Below are 17480 nucleotides of genomic sequence, written 5' to 3'. Positions count from 1 at the left end.
GGCACGACGTGCAGGATCGGCGACAGTTGCCCGTAATGCTCCGGCATCCGGATCACGTGCAGGCCGTCGTCGTTGACGATCTGCGTGTCGGCATCGGCGAACACGTACAGCTCGCCGCCGCGCGCACGCACTTCCTGCATGTTCGACTTCAGCTTCTCGAGCAGCGTGTCGTTCGGCGCGACCGTGACGACCGGCATCGCTTCCGTGACGAGCGCGAGCGGCCCGTGCTTCAGTTCGCCGGCCGGATAGGCCTCGGCGTGGATGTACGAGATTTCCTTCAGCTTCAGCGCGCCTTCGAGCGCGATCGGGTAGTGCAGCCCGCGGCCGAGGAACAGCGCGTTTTCCTTGCGCGCGAATTCTTCCGACCACGCGATGATCTGCGGCTCCAGTGCCAGCACGCTGTTCAGCGCGGCCGGCAGGTGGCGCAACTGCTTCAGGAACTCGGCTTCCTGCGCGGCATCGACGTGACCGCGCAGCTTGCCGAGCGTCGCCGCGAGCACGAACAGCGCGACGAGCTGCGTCGTGAACGCCTTCGTCGACGCAACACCGATCTCGGTGCCCGCGTGCGTCAGGAACTGCATCTCGGTGAGGCGCACCATCGCGCTCGTCGCGACGTTGCACACGGCGAGCGTGTGCGTGTGGCCGAGCGACTGCGCGTGCTTGAGCGCCGCGAGCGTGTCGGCCGTCTCGCCCGACTGCGAGATCACGAGCACGAGCTGGCGCGGGTTCGGCACCGATTCGCGGTAGCGGTATTCGCTCGCGATCTCGACCTGGGTCGGGATCTTCGCGATCGATTCGAGCCAGTACTTGGCGGTGAGGCCCGAGTAGTAGCTCGTGCCGCATGCGAGGATCAGCAGGCTGTCGATCTCCGCGAACGCGGCGGGCGCGGCGTCGCCGAACAGCGTCGCGTCGAAGGCTTCGGTTTGCGGCACGGTGTCGCTGATCGCGCGCGGCTGCTCGAAGATTTCCTTCTGCATGAAGTGGCGATACGGGCCCAGCTCGACCGCGCCGCCGTATGCGCTGACCACGCGGATCTCGCGCTGCGCGAGCGCGCCGTCCCGGTCGACGATCTTCACGCCGTCGAGCGACAGCTCGCACACGTCGCCTTCCTCGAGGAACGTGAAGTGGTCGGTGCTGCCCGCGAGCGCGAGCGCGTCGGACGCGAGGAAGTTCTCGCCGTCGCCGTGGCCGACCACGAGCGGCGAACCCTGGCGCGCGCCGACGACGGTATGCGGCTGGTCCTTGTGGATCACGGCGATCGCGTACGCGCCGTGCAACTGCTGCACGGCTTCGCGCACCGCGTCGAACAGGTTGCCGCGATACAGGCTGTGCACGAGGTGGGCGATCACTTCGGTGTCGGTTTGCGACACGAATTCGTAGCCCTTCGCGCGCAGCGCTTCGCGCAGCGGCTCGAAGTTCTCGATGATGCCGTTGTGGACGAGCGCGAGCGCGTTCGACGAGAAGATCGGGTGCGCGTTGTGCGTGACGGGCGCGCCGTGCGTGGCCCAGCGCGTGTGCGCGACGCCCGTCGTGCCTTCGAGGTGCGATTCGCGCACCTGCGCGTCGAGGTCGGCGACGCGTTCGACGCTGCGCGCGCGCTTCGGCGCATCCGGCTCGAGCACGGCGACGCCGCACGAGTCGTAGCCACGGTATTCGAGGCGCCGCAAACCTTCGATCAGCACCGGAACGATATTACGTTGCGCAACTGCGCCGACAATGCCACACATGAGGATCAGTCCTGTAAGTCGACGCGGGCGCCGCCGGGGCGCCCGCAAAAGGTTCAGCTTTTCTTCTTGACCGGGCGGACGTAGCCGCTCTTCGCGGTCTGGGTCTTCTCGTTCAGCGCGAGCAGGCCTTCGGCCACGTCCTTCCAGATCGTCGTGCCGGCGGCGATCGTCACGCCGCGGCCGACGCGCACGGGCGCGACCAGCTGCGTGTCGGAGCCGACGAACACGTCGTCCTCGATCACGGTGCGGAACTTGTTCGCGCCGTCGTAGTTGCAGGTGATCGTGCCCGCGCCGATGTTCACGCGCGCGCCGATGTCGGCGTCGCCGATGTACGTGAGGTGGTTCGCCTTCGAGCCGTGGCCGATCACCGCGTTCTTCACCTCGACGAAGTTGCCGACGTGCGCTTCGTCCGCGAGCTGCGCGCCGGGGCGCAGCCGCGCGTACGGGCCGATCACGGTGTGCGCGCCGAGTTCGGCGCCGTCGATGTGCGTGAACGCGTCGATGCGCGTGCCTGCGCCGACCGACGCGTTGCGGATCACGCAGTTCGCGCCGATCGTCACGTTGTCCGCGAGCGTCACGTTGCCCTCGAACACGCAGTTCACGTCGATCGACACGTCGCGGCCGCAGCGCAGCGTGCCGCGCACGTCGACGCGTGCCGGATCGGCGAGCGTGACGCCGTCGACGAGCAGCGTTTCCGCGATATTGCGCTGATGGATGCGTTCGAGCTCGGCGAGCTGCGCCTTGCTGTTCACGCCGAGCGTTTCCCATTCCTCGTCGGGTTGGGCGGTAACGACCTCGAAACCGGCCTCGATCGCGAGTTCGACGACGTCGGTCAGGTAGTACTCGCCCTGCGCGTTCTCGTTCTTCAGCGCGCCGAGCCACATCGACAGCTGGGCCGTCGGCGTGACGATGATGCCGGTGTTGATCTCGGCGATCCGCAGCTCGTCCGGCGACGCATCCTTCTGCTCGACGATGCGCGTGACGAAGCCGGCCGCGTCGCGCACGATGCGGCCGTAGCCGGTCGGATCGTCGAGCGTGACGGTCAGAATCCCGTAGCGGCCTTCGCGCGCGGCATCGACGAGGCGCTGCAGCGTCGACGCGCGCGTGAGCGGCACGTCGCCGTACAGCACGAGCGTCGGTTGTGCGGGATCGAGGAGCGGCAGGGCCTGACGCACCGCGTGGCCGGTGCCGAGCTGCTCGGCCTGCACCGCGAACTGGACGTCGGGCGCGGCGACGGCGGCCTGGACCTGCTCGGCACCGTGACCGACGACGACGACGAGCCGGGACGGCTGCAGCGTGCGCGCGGTGTCGATGACGTGGGAGAGGAGCGGCCTGCCGGCCAGGGGGTGAAGCACTTTCGGCAGCGCGGAACGCATGCGCTTGCCGGTGCCTGCCGCCAAAATCACGATATTCATGGCGCCAGCTTGTCAGAGGAGTTCGAAGCCGACCATTTTAGCATGCGGCCCCTGGCGCTCCGGGCCTGTCGCGGCGGGGCGACAGCGCCGGAAAAGGGCCGCCCGGCCCTGTTCCGGCGGGTGTTCGGGCCCTGCTTACAGGTCGTCGAACTGGACGATCGAGATCGGCCGGGCCGCGATCGACTCACCCGGCGCCGCTGCGTCGTCGCCCGACGCGCACGGTTCCTCGTCGAACGCGATGTCGCCTTGCGGATCGGCCTCGCCGGTCGCGCGCAGCGACTGGAACGGGTACAGCGTCGTGTCCATCAGGTGCGACGGCACGACCTTCGCGAGCGCGTTGAACATGTTGTCGACGCGGCCCGGGAAACGCTTGTCCCATTCGCGGATCAGCGCCTTCATTTCCGCGCGCTTCAGGTTCGGCTGGCTGCCGCACAGGTTGCACGGGATGATCGGGAATTCGCGAAGCTCCGCGTATTTCTCGAGATCGGTTTCCTTCACGTACGCGAGCGGGCGGATCACGATGTTCTTGCCGTCGTCCGACTGCAGCTTCGGCGGCATCCCCTTCAGCTTGCCGCCGTAGAACATGTTGAGCAGCAGCGTCTGCACGATGTCGTCGCGGTGATGGCCGAGCGCGATCTTGGTCGCGCCGAGCTCGCCGGCCACGCGGTACAGGATCCCGCGGCGCAGCCGCGAGCACAGCGAGCAGGTCGTCTTGCCTTCGGGCACGAGCCGCTTGACGATGCTGTAGGTGTCCTGGTTCTCGATGTGGAACGGCACGCCGACCTGCTTCAGGTACTCGGGCAGCACGTGCTCGGGGAAGCCCGGCTGCTTCTGGTCGAGGTTCACCGCGACGATGTCGAAATCGATCGGCGCGCGCTCGCGCAGGCGCAGCAGCACGTCGAGCATCGCGTAGCTGTCCTTGCCGCCCGACAGGCACACCATCACCTTGTCGCCCTGCTCGATCATGTTGAAGTCGCCGATGGCCTGGCCGACCTGGCGCACGATCCGCTTGAACAGCTTGTTGTTCTCGTACGCTTCCTTCTGTTCGCGGCGCGTCAGCGCCGGGCGGCCGGCCGGGTCGGCGGCTGCGTCGTGGGTGGCGGCATCGGCCGCCGCGTCATTCATGTGGGGGGCGTTCATGCGCGCTCCTCGTCCTTGATGCGAAAGACTTCGACGCCGACGGCGTCGCAGTCCGGATAAGCGTCCGGTTTCTCGGTACAGACGCGTACCGCGCGCACGGCGTCGTGCGCCAGCAGGTGGGCGGCGATCGCGTCGCACAGCGTTTCCTGCAGGTGGATGTGGCCGCGCGCCACGCATTGCGCGACGCTCTGCTTCATCAGGTCGTAGTCGACGACTTCATGCAGCCGGTCGTCCACGGGAGTGGAGCGCGCGAGCGGCACGAACAGGTCGACGTTGATGACGACGCGCTGCTCGCCGCGCTTCTCGTGTTCGAAGGCACCGATGTTGATGTGCACTTCGTAGTCGCGCAGGTAGAGCCTGCGGCAGTCCGCGAGGCGGGGGTGCAGGAGAGCGGAAAACATGGTCGTCCCAGTCAAATTGGCGTGCGCACACGCAAAGCGGCGCGGGCGGCGGCAGTCAGGCCGCGCGATCCGCGCAGTTCATTCATTCGGGCCGGCGGCCGGCGGCACGAGGTGCTCGCCGCCGTCGACGGTCAGCGTCGCGCCCGTGACGCCGGGCGCGCTCGCGAGATAGCAGGCGGCCGCGGCGATGTCGTCCGCGTGCGCCGCGTGGCCGCGCACGAGCGCCGCGACCCGCACCTTCGGCGCGAGCGCCAGCGCCAGCGCCGACGTCGCGCGGTTCAGCGCGGCCTGCATCAGCGCGTGCGACAACTGCGCAGGCGCAGGGTGAAACAGCGCCTGGTCCAGCACGTGGATCGCGCATGCGCGCAGCGCTTCGTGCTCGCGCGCGGCGTCGGGCGTCGCATCGGCGAGCGCGCGGGCCAGCGCGAGCGGCGCCGTCACGTTGCGCGCGAGTGCGCCGGCGAGCGACGCGCCGTCTACCGTGTGCGCGTCGTCGGCGCCCGCGCTGGCGCTCACGAACACCGCGCACGCGGGCCGGCCGAGCGCCGCGCCGCACGCGGCGACGAGTGCGGCGGCTTCGGCTTCCAGGGCCAGATCGGCGTCGAGCACGACCGCGCGGCGGCCGAGCGCCGCGACTTCGGCGACGAGCGCGTCGGCGGCCGCATGCGGCGTGCCGGGGCTGCGCTGCAACGCGACGTCCCAGCCGTGCCGGGCGAATCCCGTCGCGAGCGCAAGACCGATCGACGCGGCGTCGGCCGCGCTGCCCAGGGCACCGGTGACGAGCGCCACGCGCAGGGTCGACGTATCGGCTGAAACGGTCATTTACAATGCCGGGATGAACCCGAAAGCTCACGAACCCGCTAGTTTACCTGCTCCCGGCCCTGACGCGCTCGCGCAGTCCGAAACCCTTGCCGCGCAACTGCGCGACGAGATCGCGGCGGCCGGCGGCTGGCTGCCGTTCGACCGCTTCATGGAGCGTGCGCTGTACGCGCCCGGCCTCGGCTATTACAGCGGCGGCGCGCGCAAGTTCGGGCGCCGCGCCGATGACGGCAGCGACTTCGTCACCGCACCCGAGCTGTCGCCGCTGTTCGCTCGGACGCTCGCGCAGCCGGTCGCGGAAGCGCTCGCGGCGAGCGGCACGCGCCGCGTGATGGAATTCGGCGCCGGCACGGGCAAGCTCGCGGCCGGTCTGCTCGCGGCGCTCGACGCGCTGGGCGCCGGACTCGACGAATACCTGATCGTCGACCTGTCCGGCGAACTGCGCGAACGGCAGCGCGACACGATCACGGCCGCCGCGCCGGCGCTCGCCGCGAAGGTGCGCTGGCTCGACGCGCTGCCCGAGCGGTTCGACGGCGTCGTGGTCGGCAACGAGGTGCTCGATGCGATGCCCGTGCGCCTGTTCGCGAAGGCGGGCGGCGCATGGCAGGAGCGCGGTGTCGCGCTCGATGCGCGGCAGGCGTTCGTGTTCGAGGACCGTCCTGCCGCGCCGGCCGGCCTGCCGGCGGTGCTCGCGGGGCTCGACGAGGCGGGCGACGGTTACGTGACCGAGACGCACGAGGCCGCGCTGGCGTTCACGCGCACCGTCTGCACGATGCTCGGCCGTGGCGCGGTGCTGCTGGTCGACTACGGCTTTCCCGCGCACGAGTACTACCACCCGCAGCGCGACCGCGGCACGCTGATGTGCCACTACCGGCACCATGCGCACGACGATCCGTTCCTGTACCCGGGGCTGCAGGACATCACCGCGCACGTCGAATTCACCGGCATCTACGACGCGGCCGTCGCGACCGGCGCCGACCTGCTCGGTTACACGTCGCAGGCGCGCTTCCTGCTGAACGCGGGCATCACCGACGCGCTGGCCGCGATCGATCCGTCGGACATCCGTGAATTCCTGCCGGCCGCGAACGCGGTGCAGAAGCTGATTTCCGAGGCCGAGATGGGCGAGCTGTTCAAGGTGATCGCGTTCTCGCGCGGCATCGACGGCACGCTCGACGCGTTCGCGCGCGGCGATCGCTCGCACGCACTCTGACGGGAGCCCGGCATGCTGCGCTGGCTGTTGACGACGTTCGTCGCGGTGATGATCCTGACGCGCTGCTGGCCGTGGCTCGGCAAGCTCGGCATCGGGCGGATGCCGGGCGACGTCACGCTGACGCTCGGCGGGCGGCGCTACCCGTTCCCGTTCATGTCGACGCTGGTGCTGACGATGCTGGTATCGATGGTGGCGCGGCTGCTCTGAGCCGCGCCTGAAGGTCGGTGCGCGCTACAGCTCGATCTCGCCGAGAATCCGGTGCGCGAGCGCTTTCGCCTCGTCGAACGCCTCTTCCTCGCTGGGGCTCGTCGAGTGGACGTCGTAACGCGTGTTCTCGGTGTCGTCCCCGTCGTCGCGCGAGAGGATCACGTAACCCTGGAACTGCCCGTTGCCCGCGTGCTGGGTATGCGCCTTGGCCGTGTAGATGCCTTTCGTGAACGTGTTCGTGTCCATGGTGCTCTCCCGCAAAAGGACACTTCATCGTAGCACTGCGGCGCAGCATGTACAGCGCCGCTTATCGGTGACCGAACAGCGTCCGGTCACCGTTCGTGCCATCGGCGTGCCGTCAGCGTTCGATCAGGGCGACGACCTCGTCGAGCGTCGGCGCGTGCGCACCCGTATGCCGGCACGCCGCGGCGCCCGCGGCCAGCGCGAACACGAGATGCTCGCGCCACGTGCGCTGCGGCGCGGCCATCAGGCTGAACAGCATGCCGCCGATCGACGCGTCGCCCGCACCGACGGTGTCGGCCACCTCGACGCGCGGCGGGCTGGCTTCATGCACGTCGCCGTCCGCGTAGAGCGTCGCCGCCTGCGCGCCGCGCGTGACGAGCACGGCCGCGCGCGGGTTCAGCGTGCGCACCGCGGCGATCGCGTCGGGGCCGTCGCCGCCGAACAGGTGCCGCAGGTCCTCGTCGGACACCTTGATCAGGTCGGCGAGCGCGGCCATCCTTTCCAGCGTCGGCCGGTACGCGGCCGTCATCAGGTTCCGGACGTTCGGGTCGAAGCTGATCTTCACGCCGCGCGCGTGCAGGTCGGCCGCGAGCGCGGCCAGCGTGCCGGCGAGCGGCTCGCGCACGAGGCTGATGCAGCCGAAATGTGCCCATTTCACGTGGTCGGTCCAGCCGGCCGGCAGCCGCGCCGGATCGAACGCGAGATCGGCGCTCGCTTCGCCGATGAAGAAATACGCGGGCGGGCGTGTCTCGTGAACGATCGCGAGCAGCGGCGGCCGTGCGACGCGCTGCAGGAAGCGCAGGTCGAGCCCGGCCGCGTCGCTCGTGCGCCACAGCACGTCGGAGAAGCAGTCTTCGCCGATCGATCCCGCGAGCGCGCTCGGCACGCCGAGCCGCGCAACCGCGCGCGCGACGTTCCAGCCGGCGCCGCCCGGTACCGACGTCCATTGCGCATCGCCCGCGCGCACCATGTCGGTCAGGATGTCGCCTGCCGACACGAAAGCCGGAAACGTGCCGCCGCTCATTGCGTCGGCTCGCTGCGCTGCGCGCGCGCGAGGGTTGCCAGCACGTCGTAGCACGCGCCCATCGTGTGATAGTCGGTCTTGCCGGCAGGGCTCTTCTCGTCGCTGTACTTGCGGTTGTCGCAGGTGAGGATGCGGTACCACGCGCCGTAGCGGTGATCGACGAAGTGCGCCCAGCTATAGCGCCAGATCTCGTCGTACCAGTCCCAGAAGCGCTCGCTGCCGGTGCGCGCGCCGAGCATCGCGGCCGCCGCGAAGGTTTCCGCCTGCACCCAGAAATACTTGTTGTGGTCGCAGATCGTGAAGTCGGGGCCGAAGCCATAGTACAGGCCGCCGTGGTCGGCGTCCCATGCGTGCGTGAGCGCGGCGTCGAACAGCTCGGCCGCGCGCGGCACGAGCCAGTCGAGCGGGCGGTGCCGTTCGAGGATCAGCAGCAGCTTCGCCCATTCGGTCTGGTGCCCGGGCTGGAAACCCCACGGGCGGAAGATGTTCGAGCTGTCTTCCTTGTTGTAGTCCCAGTCGACCGACCAGTCCGCATGGTAGTGCTCCCACACGAGCCCGCCCGACAGCGCGGCCTGACGTTGCGTGATGTGGGACGCGAGCTTTTCCGCGCGATCGAGGTACGTGAGGTGGCCGGTCGCCTCGTGGGCCGCGAGCAGCGCCTCGGTCATGTGCATGTTCGCGTTCTGGCCGCGGTACGACGACACGATCCAGTTCGGCGTCGCGTCGTCCGCGTAGAGGCCCGCGGCCGCGTCCCAGAAGCGGTGCTCGGCGAGCTCGTAGGTGGCCGCGATCAGCGGGCGTGCCTCGTCGATGCCGGCCATCGTCGCGTGCGCAGCCGCGAGCAGCACGAACGCGAGCCCGTAGCAGTGGCGCGTGCCGTCGAGCGTCGCGCGCTTCGCACCGTCGCGCCAGTCGAGTTCCCAGTCGTAGCCCTGCAGTTCGTCGTCCCAGTGCGCGTCGCGCAGGAAGCGCAGCCCGTGGCGCGCGTATTCCAGGTGGCGCGGATCGCCGAAATGCCGGTACGCCATCGCGTAGTTGAAGACGAACCGGCAACTGCTGACGAGGTGGCGCGACGTGCGGTTGTAGATGCTGCCGTCGTCGCGGAAGTAGTGGTAGAAGCCGCCCGTCGGGTCGAACGCGTTCGTTGCGTAGAAGCGCAGCGTGTCCTCGATGTGCGACAGCAGGAACGACGGATCGCGGAAACTCGCGACGAACGGCGCGGCTTGCGTGTGGGCGGCCGGCGCGGCGGTGCAGGGTTGGACCGGGGGCATGTTCATGATTCGGTGACCGTGGCGGTATCGAGTGCCGGGGAGCCGGCGGGCTGACTGCTGGCCCGCACGATCAGCTCGACGGGCAGGGAAATCTCGGTGCGTTCGGGCGAGTCGGCGAGCAGCAGCTCGACGCCGCGGCGGCCGAGCGCTTCCTTGTCGACCGCGAGCGTCGTGAGCGGCGGGCTCGCGTGCGCGGCGGCCGGGATGTTGTCGAAGCCGACGATCGCGATGTCGTCCGGAATCCGCAGGCCGCGCGCGGTGCACACGCGCTGCGCGGCGAGCGCGGCCGCGTCGTTGTACGCGAACACGGCTTCGGGGCGCGGGCCCGGCGCGTCGAGCAGCTGCTCCATCGCGCGCGCGGCGCCGGTGTCGGGATCGAGCCCCGCGTCGATCGTCACTTCGTAGGCGGGATCGAACAGCCGCCCGGCTTCGAAGAACGCGCGCCGGTAGCCGATCGCGCGCTGCGCGATGCTGTAGTGCGCGGGCGAGCCGCCGATGAACGCAATCCGCGTGCGGCCGGTGGCGAGCAGGTGGCGCATCGCGAGCGCCGCACCCGTTGCGTTGTCGATGTTCACCGAGCGCAGGCCGGGCGCCCACAGGTCGATCAGCACGAGCGGCCGGCCGGTCGCGGCGAGCGCCTCGATCGTCTCCGGCTCGATGAAGCCGGCCACCGCGATCGCGTCGGGCGCGTGCGGGCGCATCTGGCGCAGCACGTCGTCGTTCGGCCCGACCGTGAGCAGCGTCGGCACGATGCCGCGCTCGCGGCAGGCGTCCTCGACGCCGTGCAGCACGTGCGAGAAGAACGGGCTGGCCGGAAAGCGGTTGTGCTGGCGATGCAGCAGGAAGGTGAGCCGGCGGATGCGCGGCCGCAGCTGCGCGGGATCGTAGCCGAGCCGCTGCGCGATCTCGACGATGCGCGCACGCGTGGCTTCGGACAGGCCCGGCTGGTTTTTCAGCGCGCGGGAGACGGTGCCGATCGAGACCTCTGCCGCCCGCGCCACATCGCGAATGGTGGTACCCATCGTTCGGGGTCCGGTTTGTTTAGGGTGAAAGCGATTGTATAGTAAAACGTATCGCGGAATTCGGGCCGGATAACCGGGGAATACCCGAGAATTACCGGTTTTTAAGCGCTAATCTGCGAAAACGACGTTACTAAAAATACTAAACAAAACACGAAAAAGGCAAGGTGGACGTGCCGGTGCCCGGCGAGCGGGAAGTGGCGGCCAGCGTGCCGGCTTCGCGCATGCGCGCACGCGTGCCCGGCGGCTTGCTTGGGCCGGCGGGAAGGCCGGATGCAACGAGCGGCCCGGCAGCGCGGCGGGCGTCCGGGCGTGACGGACGGCGGCGCATCGCCGCCGCATCGGGCACCTTGCGCCCGCGAACGAGGGAGGCCGGCTGCCCGCCGGTCAGCGTATTGCCACGGCCGGCGGTTCGCCGCGATCGCGCAACGCGGCGCGGCCCGCATCGAGGTCGACGACCGCGAGCCCGTCCGGCTGCTGTTTCGCGCGCCGCTTCGCGAGCGCGGCGACCGATGCGATCTCGTCGCTGCCGTAGCGTTTCGCGCCGTGCGCGCCGGCCGGCACGCCGACCGCGCCGATCGCCATCGTCACGAAACCGAAGAACGCCGGGTTGCCGTGGCGGTCCTCGCCGCGCAGCCCGCCCGCCTGCCGGTCGGCCTGCGTGTAGAAGCGCTGCGCGCCGTCGTTGAAGCGCGCGATCGCGTCGGCGGCGCGTTTGCGCCAGTCGTCGCGCTGGAACAGCACGAGGAAATCGTCGCCGCCGACGTGCCCGAGAAAGTCGCGCTGCGGATCGCACACGCCGGCCAGCACCGTCGCGGCGAACTTCAGCACCTCGTCGCCCTGCCAGTAGCCGTACTGGTCGTTGAACGGCTTGAACTGGTTCAGGTCGACGTAGCACGCATGAAAGCCGGCGTCGCGCTGGAGCAGGCGGTCGATGTGCGCGCTGATCGGGATGTTGCCGGGCAGGAACGTCAGCGGGTTCGCATAACGCGCGGCCTCGATGCGCATCTCGGTCACCGCGCGCACGAGGCTCTCGCCGGTGCCGAGCCCGACGTAGCGGCCGTGTTCGGTGATCACGACGCCGTCCGCGAGGTAGCGCTGGTCGTGGCTCGCGAGCAGCATCGCGAGCTGCTCGAACGTCGTCGCGTTGTCGATCATCAGCGGCGCGTCATTCGCGAACTGCAGGCACGGCTTCTTCCCGAACACCTCGCGGTGGTACGGCAGCGCGAAGCGGTCGATGAAGCCGCGGCGATTCACGAGCGCGACGGGCCGCCCGCGTTCGACGAGTGCGACCGCGTGCAGGTCGGGCATCCGGTTGAACAGGTCGAGCACGTCGTTGCTGGTCGCGTCGCGCGGCAGGGCCGGCGCCGGAACCAGCATCTTTCCGGCGATCGTGCCGGCCGGCCGCACCGGGCGCGTCGCGCCGGGAAACACCGCGATGTGCGGCGTGCGGATCGCGTCACGCGCGGCCGGTGCGACGACCCGCGACGGCCGCGCGTTCGGCCGGCCGAGCAGGAAACCCTGCACGCAGCAGATGCCCATGTCGCGCACGACGATCAGGTCGCTTTCGTTCTCGATGCCTTCCGCGATCAGTTGCGCGCCGCTTGCCTGCGCGAAGTGCTGCATCGCCTTCACGGCCTCGAACTTCAGCGGGTCGCGCGCGATGTCGTGGATGAAGAAGCGGTCGATCTTCACGACGTCCGGATGCAGGCGCAGCCACAGGTTCATGCTCGCGTTCGCGGTGCCGTAGTCGTCGAGTGCGAACTGGATGCCGGCGTCGCGCAGCGACGCGACTGCCGGCCCGATATGGGCGATGTCCGTCGTCGCGTTCTGCTCGGTCAGTTCGATCACGATGCGCTCGGCGCCGACCCGCGCATGGTCGAGCCGTTGGCGGGCGCGCTCGCGTTCGCGCGCGAGCTGCAGGATCGTGCCCGCGCTGAAATTGAGGAACAGCTTGCCGTCGCAGCCGAGCGCCGCGAACGCGTCGAGGCAGGTGAGCGCGGCGGCCTGTTCGAGCGCGATGGTCTCGCCGTCGCGCGCGGCCTGCGCGAACAGCGCGGCGGGCGTTTCGAGGTCGGTGCCGCGCGGGCCGCGTATCAGGCCCTCGTAGCCGACGACCGTCCCCGACCCGAGATCGACGATCGGCTGGAAGACGGCGGCCAGCGCACGATCCGCGATCAGGCGGGTGGTGCGGGCGGCGGCGGAGTCGGGATGGGGCGCGGGCATGGGCGAGGGCAGCCGAATCGACGGGACGCACGACTTAACGGCACCGCTCGCGGAGAATTGAATGAAGATTTCGTGACGCGACGGGCATTGCTGGTGCATCGCGTGGGGGCGTGGGTGGAAGGGCGTTGCGGTGGGAAGGCGGAAGGCGGAAGGCGGAAGGCGGAAGGCGGAAGGCGGAAGGCGGAAGGCGGAAGGCGGAGGGTGGAGGGCAGAAGGCAGAAGGCAGAAGGCATAGCCCCGGGACGGCACGACCCGGCGGCCGTCCCGCTGCCCCGACCGTCAGCGCTTGCCCGCGCTCAGCGCGCCGGGCGCCGATGCCGCGTCGCCCTCGTCGTGCTCGCCGCTCATGTCGCGCGCGCCCCAGCGCTGCGCGAGCGCCGCGCACGCCATCAGCTGGATCTGGTGGAACAGCATCAGCGGCAGCACGATCGCCCCGACCGCGTTCGCCGAGAAGATCACCTTCGCCATCGGCACGCCGGCCGCGAGGCTCTTCTTCGATCCGCAGAAGATGATCGTGATCTGGTCGGCGCGGTTGAAGCCGAGCCGCTTGCTGACGAACGCGGTCAGCAGGAGCGCGATCGCGAGCAGCACGAGGTTGACGACGAGCAGGCCGCCGAGCGCGCGCGGCGGGATCTGGTGCCAGAGGCCTTCGTTGACGGCCTCGCTGAACGCGACGTAGACGACGAGCAGGATCGAGCCCTGGTCGACGAAGCGCAGCACGCCGCGATTGCGGTCGATCCAGTCGCCGATCACGGGCCGCAGCAACTGGCCGGCGATGAACGGCACGAGCAGCTGCATCACGATGCTGCCGACGGTGCTCCACGGCGACGCGGTCGCGGCCGATTGCGACGTGATCATCAGCCCGACGAGCGCCGGCGTGACGAAGATCCCGAGCAGGCTCGACGCGGATGCCGCGCACACGGCGGCAGGCACGTTGCCCTTCGCAATCGACGTGAACGCGATCGACGACTGGACCGTCGACGGCAGCGTGCACAGGAACAGCACGCCCGCATACAGCGTCGGCGTGACGAGCGGCTGCAGCACCGGTTTCAGCGCGAGGCCGAGCAGCGGGAACAGCGCGAACGTGCTGAGCAGCACGACCGCGTGTAGCCGCCAGTGCGTCGCGCCCGCGACGACGGCTTCGCGCGACAGCTTCGCGCCGTGCAGGAAGAACAGCAGGCCGACGGCGATGTTGGTCGCCCAGTTGAACGCATGGGCGGCCGGGCCGCGGCAGGGCAGCAGGCTCGCCAGCACGACGGTGCCGACGAGCGCGAGCGTGAAGTTGTCGGGAAGAAAACGGGGACGGGCCATCGGGAACTCGATTCGGAAACGACGGGGGCGCGCGTCGCGCGCGCGGATGGCGCCATTGTCCCGGTTGATGATTCACTACACAAATTCATTGTGAGAATCGATTGATGAAACAATCTCATGCAGTGGCGTTCACGGCACCGGCCCGGCCATGCGCAAAACGGCAGAAGAATGTTCTGTCCCGGTCGCGTGCCGAAGTGAAAAAACCTAGCAGTAACATGGTGTTACACCGATGCCGGCGACATAACACTTTTTGGCTCGACACACTTTCGGCACGCTCATAAATTACTGCTGAAAGCCTTGGGTCGGCCGAAAGGAGCCGGCGGCGGGCATGGACAGGCATTGCACGATGACGGAACGGGTGAAACGGAAGATCGGACGATGGGTGGCGGGCGTGCTCGGCGCGTTGCTGATGCCGTTCGCGCTCGCGCAGCCGCCGCACGGCGGTCATGCGTTCGGCGGCCACGGTTTCGGTGGCGGCGACATGCGCGCGTACGGTCAGCCGGCCGGCGGTGGTCCCGTCTGGCGCCACGTTACGCCCCCCGCCGGTGCACGCGCCGGCGGCGTGAGCGGCTACGGTTCCCGCTGGGGGCTGCGGCCGACGCCGTCGTATGGCCATTACGCCGCGCAAAGCCCGTATCGCCCGATCAGCGCCGACGTGCGCCAGATGCCGCGCCCGCCGGGCGGCGGCAACGTGCCGCTGCGCGCCGGTTCGATCCGCGCCGACGTCGCGCGCTACAACGAGGAGCGCGGCGGCCGTCCGATGCCGCCGCCCCGCTCGCAGGAAGAGCCTGCGCACTCGCCGTATTTCTCCCCGTTCTACCGAAACTGAGCGCCCGCGCGCTCGTCCCTCCGGCGGCTGATGCGAATTCGCCACAGTCGCGCACAGATTTCCGCTGATTTTCCCGTCGCATTGCGCTATCTTTCGCGCCCGGCTCGCATGTGCCACGCAGCCGTCCGGCCGTGCGACCGCGTCCACGCCGGGCCGTCGGCGGGTACCCGGCCATGTATCAATTCCGCGAAGTTAATGCTGCCGCTATACCCGCAATAAGTGTGCGCAATTTTGACCGGACGAATGATCCGTAAAGATGGCTGCGCCCCATACGACGCAAGCACTCGGCTCCAAAAAACAACGCTCGCGCCACTTATCGACAATTCGACAAAATCTGGAGATCCAATGAAAGCATTCGCTCGCCGTGCGTCGCGCACGTCCGTCAAGCTGATCGCCGCGGCTGCCTGCGTGGCGGCTACCGCTCCCGTCCATGCACAGTCGAGCGTGTCGCTCTACGGTCAGGTCGACGAATGGGTCGGCGCCACCAAGTTCCCGGGCGGCGACCGCGCGTGGAACGTGAGCGGCGGCGGGATGTCGACGTCGTACTGGGGCATGCACGGCGCCGAGGATCTCGGCAACGGCTACAAGGCGATCTTCACGCTGGAAAGCTTCTTCCGCGCGCAGAACGGCCAGTTCGGCCGCTTCCAGGGCGACACGTTCTTCGCACGCAACGCGTACGTCGGCATCGATTCGCCGTACGGCACGGTGACGGCCGGCCGCCTGACGACGCACCTGTTCCTGTCGACGATCCTGTTCAACCCGTTCTACGACTCGTACACGTTCTCGCCGATGGTGTACCACGTGTTCCTCGGCCTCGGCACGTTCCCGACCTACCCGAGCGACCAGGGTGCCGTCGGCGATTCGGGCTGGAACAACGCGCTGTCGTACACGTCGCCTTCGTTCGGTGGCCTGAATTTCGGCGCGATGTACGCGCTCGGCAACCAGGCCGGCGACAACGGCTCGAAGAAGTGGAGCGCGCAGTTCAACTACGCGAACGGCCCGTTCGCGGCGACCGCGGTCTATCAATACGTGAACTTCAACAACGGCCCGCGTGACCTGAGCGCGCTGGTGGCCGGCATGAAGAGCCAGGGCATCGCGCAAGTCGGCGCGACCTATGACCTGAAGTACGTGAAGCTGTTCGGCCAGTACATGTATACGAAGAACGACCAGGTCGCGGGCAGCTGGCACGTGAATACTGCGCAGGGCGGCGTGTCGGTGCCGCTCGGCGTGGGCAACGCGATGGCGTCGTACGCATACTCGCGCGACGCGGGCGGCCTCGACCAGACGCGCCAGACCTGGGCCGTCGGCTACGACTATCCGCTGTCCAAGCGCACGGACGTCTACGCTGCTTACATGAACGACCACATCAGCGGCCTGTCGACCGGCAACACGTTCGGCGCCGGCATCCGCGCGAAGTTCTGACGCGCACGCGCGACCGCCGCGCCGGACGCGCGCGAAAAGCGCGTCCAGGCTGCATGTTTTCCCGCCAGAACGGCGCCGCCACTCGCGGCGCCGTTTTGCCTTTCTTGACCTTTCTGTTGCCCCGCCTTTGTTACCCTATCTCGTAATTGGACCATTCCCCCGTCATTACGAGCGAGTTCGATGGATACCCTCGTCAGCATGAATGTGTTTCGCTACGTCGTCGAAGTGGGCAGCTTCGTCGGCGCGGCCGAGCGCATGCAGATGTCGGCTGCGATGGCGAGCAAGCACGTGATGCATCTCGAGCAGCAGCTCGGTGCGCGGCTGCTGCATCGCACGACACGACGCGTCGCGCCTACCGAGGCCGGACGCGAATACTACGAGCGCCTCGTGCAGGCGCTGTCGGAACTCGACGAAGCCGGGCAGGCAGTCGGCGCCGCGAGCGTGGTGCCGCAAGGCAGGCTGCGCGTCACGTCGCTGTCCGCGTTCGGGCTGCGGCACGTGATGCAGGCCGTCACCGATTATGCGGGCCGGTTCCCGGACGTGACCGTCGACATGACGCTGTCCGATCGCGTGGTCGACCTGATCGAGGAAGGCTACGACGTCGCGGTGCGCGCGGCGCCGAACGGATTGAAATCGTCGTCGCTGGTCGCGCGGCAGATCGCGACCGCGCACATCCTGCTGGTCGCGTCGCCCGAGTATCTCGAGAAGCACGGCACGCCCCAGACGATCGCCGATCTCGCGCACCACAACTACCTGCGGCGCGATTCGAATTCGACGATGCTCGACGCGCTGGTGATCGACGCGGCCGCCGCGTCGCGCGTGAACCTGAACGGCAACCTGATCGTGAACCATCTCGAAGGGCTGCGTGCGGCCGTGCTCGCGGGCGCGGGCATCGCGCTGCTCGGCACCGAGGTGGTCGGCGACGACATCGAGTCCGGCCGGCTCGTGCCGGTGCTGATCGATGCGGTGCCGCCGCACGAGGCGCCGATCTATGCGGTCTACGCGAGCCGTCGTCACGTGTCCGCGAAGGTGCGTTCGTTCGTCGATTTCCTGGCGGCGCGTTTCGAAGGGCAGTCGCTGTGCCCGTCGATCGAATCGCGCCTGCGCGTGCTGCCGATCACGCGGATGAAGCGCGCGGTGTGAACCGTGCATCCCGCCGCGGCGGGGCGATGAAAACAAAAGCGCGAGCCGTTGTGAACTGCACCCCAAAAGTTGG

At 68.9% G+C, this 17480-nt stretch carries 16 protein-coding genes; 5 read left to right on the top strand and 11 right to left on the bottom strand.

Annotated features, from left to right (window positions below; genetic code table 11):
- From glmS to VK92_RS35590, 5 genes are all read right to left on the bottom strand, one after another.
- Window positions 1-1727 (bottom strand): glutamine--fructose-6-phosphate transaminase (isomerizing) (gene glmS, locus VK92_RS35610; RefSeq protein WP_048468228.1); only part of this gene is annotated, 1727 nt, incomplete at its 3' end.
- A gap of 53 nt (window positions 1728-1780) precedes the next feature.
- Window positions 1781-3142, bottom strand: coding sequence for a bifunctional UDP-N-acetylglucosamine diphosphorylase/glucosamine-1-phosphate N-acetyltransferase GlmU (glmU, locus tag VK92_RS35605; RefSeq protein WP_048026639.1), 1362 nt, complete (start codon window positions 3140-3142; stop codon window positions 1781-1783).
- Window positions 3143-3277: 135 nt separating this feature from the next.
- Window positions 3278-4282 carry a tRNA 2-thiocytidine(32) synthetase TtcA gene (gene ttcA, locus VK92_RS35600; RefSeq protein ID WP_048026641.1) on the bottom strand — a complete coding sequence of 335 codons (1005 nt, stop codon included), beginning with the start codon at window positions 4280-4282 and terminating at the stop codon, window positions 3278-3280.
- Window positions 4279-4683 carry a dihydroneopterin aldolase gene (locus tag VK92_RS35595; protein WP_006407992.1) on the bottom strand — a complete coding sequence of 135 codons (405 nt, stop codon included), beginning with the start codon at window positions 4681-4683 and terminating at the stop codon, window positions 4279-4281. The genes ttcA and VK92_RS35595 overlap by 4 nt, the downstream gene beginning before the upstream one ends.
- A gap of 78 nt (window positions 4684-4761) precedes the next feature.
- On the bottom strand, window positions 4762-5505 hold the full coding sequence (locus VK92_RS35590) for an SDR family oxidoreductase (protein ID WP_048026645.1): 744 nt from the start codon (window positions 5503-5505) through the stop codon (window positions 4762-4764).
- 13 nt (window positions 5506-5518) lie between these two features.
- Here VK92_RS35590 and VK92_RS35585 point away from each other — a divergent pair, with 13 nt between their 5' ends.
- Window positions 5519-6712: a class I SAM-dependent methyltransferase gene (locus VK92_RS35585; RefSeq protein WP_048026646.1), complete on the top strand. Its 1194-nt coding sequence runs from the start codon at window positions 5519-5521 to the stop codon at window positions 6710-6712.
- A gap of 12 nt (window positions 6713-6724) precedes the next feature.
- Complete coding sequence (locus tag VK92_RS35580) at window positions 6725-6919, top strand: DUF2905 domain-containing protein (protein ID WP_021163761.1); 195 nt, start codon at window positions 6725-6727, stop codon at window positions 6917-6919.
- A 24-nt stretch (window positions 6920-6943) separates the two neighbouring features.
- Here VK92_RS35580 and VK92_RS35575 read toward each other — a convergent pair whose 3' ends face one another.
- The 6 genes from VK92_RS35575 to VK92_RS35550 all read right to left on the bottom strand — a co-directional run bounded on the left by VK92_RS35575 (window position 6944) and on the right by VK92_RS35550 (window position 14013).
- A complete protein-coding gene (locus VK92_RS35575; RefSeq protein ID WP_021163760.1) occupies window positions 6944-7165 on the bottom strand; it encodes a hypothetical protein in 222 nt (73 codons plus the stop codon).
- Between the two features lie 112 nt (window positions 7166-7277).
- Window positions 7278-8186 carry a carbohydrate kinase family protein gene (locus VK92_RS35570; protein ID WP_048026647.1) on the bottom strand — a complete coding sequence of 303 codons (909 nt, stop codon included), beginning with the start codon at window positions 8184-8186 and terminating at the stop codon, window positions 7278-7280.
- Window positions 8183-9463: an AGE family epimerase/isomerase gene (locus tag VK92_RS35565; protein WP_027788958.1), complete on the bottom strand. Its 1281-nt coding sequence runs from the start codon at window positions 9461-9463 to the stop codon at window positions 8183-8185. Before VK92_RS35565 ends, VK92_RS35570 begins: the two co-directional genes overlap by 4 nt.
- On the bottom strand, window positions 9460-10479 hold the full coding sequence (locus VK92_RS35560; protein WP_021163757.1) for a LacI family DNA-binding transcriptional regulator: 1020 nt from the start codon (window positions 10477-10479) through the stop codon (window positions 9460-9462). Before VK92_RS35560 ends, VK92_RS35565 begins: the two co-directional genes overlap by 4 nt.
- Before the next feature lie 384 nt (window positions 10480-10863).
- Window positions 10864-12702 (bottom strand): EAL domain-containing protein, encoded by a 1839-nt coding sequence (locus tag VK92_RS35555; protein ID WP_048026648.1) that lies wholly within the window; start codon window positions 12700-12702, stop codon window positions 10864-10866.
- A gap of 279 nt (window positions 12703-12981) precedes the next feature.
- Window positions 12982-14013: a bile acid:sodium symporter family protein gene (locus tag VK92_RS35550; protein WP_048025357.1), complete on the bottom strand. Its 1032-nt coding sequence runs from the start codon at window positions 14011-14013 to the stop codon at window positions 12982-12984.
- A gap of 346 nt (window positions 14014-14359) precedes the next feature.
- On the opposite strand from VK92_RS35550, the gene VK92_RS35545 reads away from it, so the two are divergent.
- The 3 genes from VK92_RS35545 to VK92_RS35535 all read left to right on the top strand — a co-directional run bounded on the left by VK92_RS35545 (window position 14360) and on the right by VK92_RS35535 (window position 17407).
- Complete coding sequence (locus VK92_RS35545) at window positions 14360-14842, top strand: hypothetical protein (RefSeq protein WP_048025358.1); 483 nt, start codon at window positions 14360-14362, stop codon at window positions 14840-14842.
- 345 nt (window positions 14843-15187) lie between these two features.
- Window positions 15188-16264: a porin gene (locus VK92_RS35540; protein ID WP_021157443.1), complete on the top strand. Its 1077-nt coding sequence runs from the start codon at window positions 15188-15190 to the stop codon at window positions 16262-16264.
- Between the two features lie 180 nt (window positions 16265-16444).
- Window positions 16445-17407: a LysR family transcriptional regulator gene (locus VK92_RS35535; RefSeq protein ID WP_021157442.1), complete on the top strand. Its 963-nt coding sequence runs from the start codon at window positions 16445-16447 to the stop codon at window positions 17405-17407.
- Window positions 17408-17480: the final 73 nt, after the last annotated feature.

This window comes from Burkholderia sp. LK4, assembly GCF_001043615.1.
Lineage (GTDB): Bacteria > Pseudomonadota > Gammaproteobacteria > Burkholderiales > Burkholderiaceae > Burkholderia > Burkholderia cepacia.
This window is presented reverse-complemented; position numbering and strand designations above follow the sequence as displayed.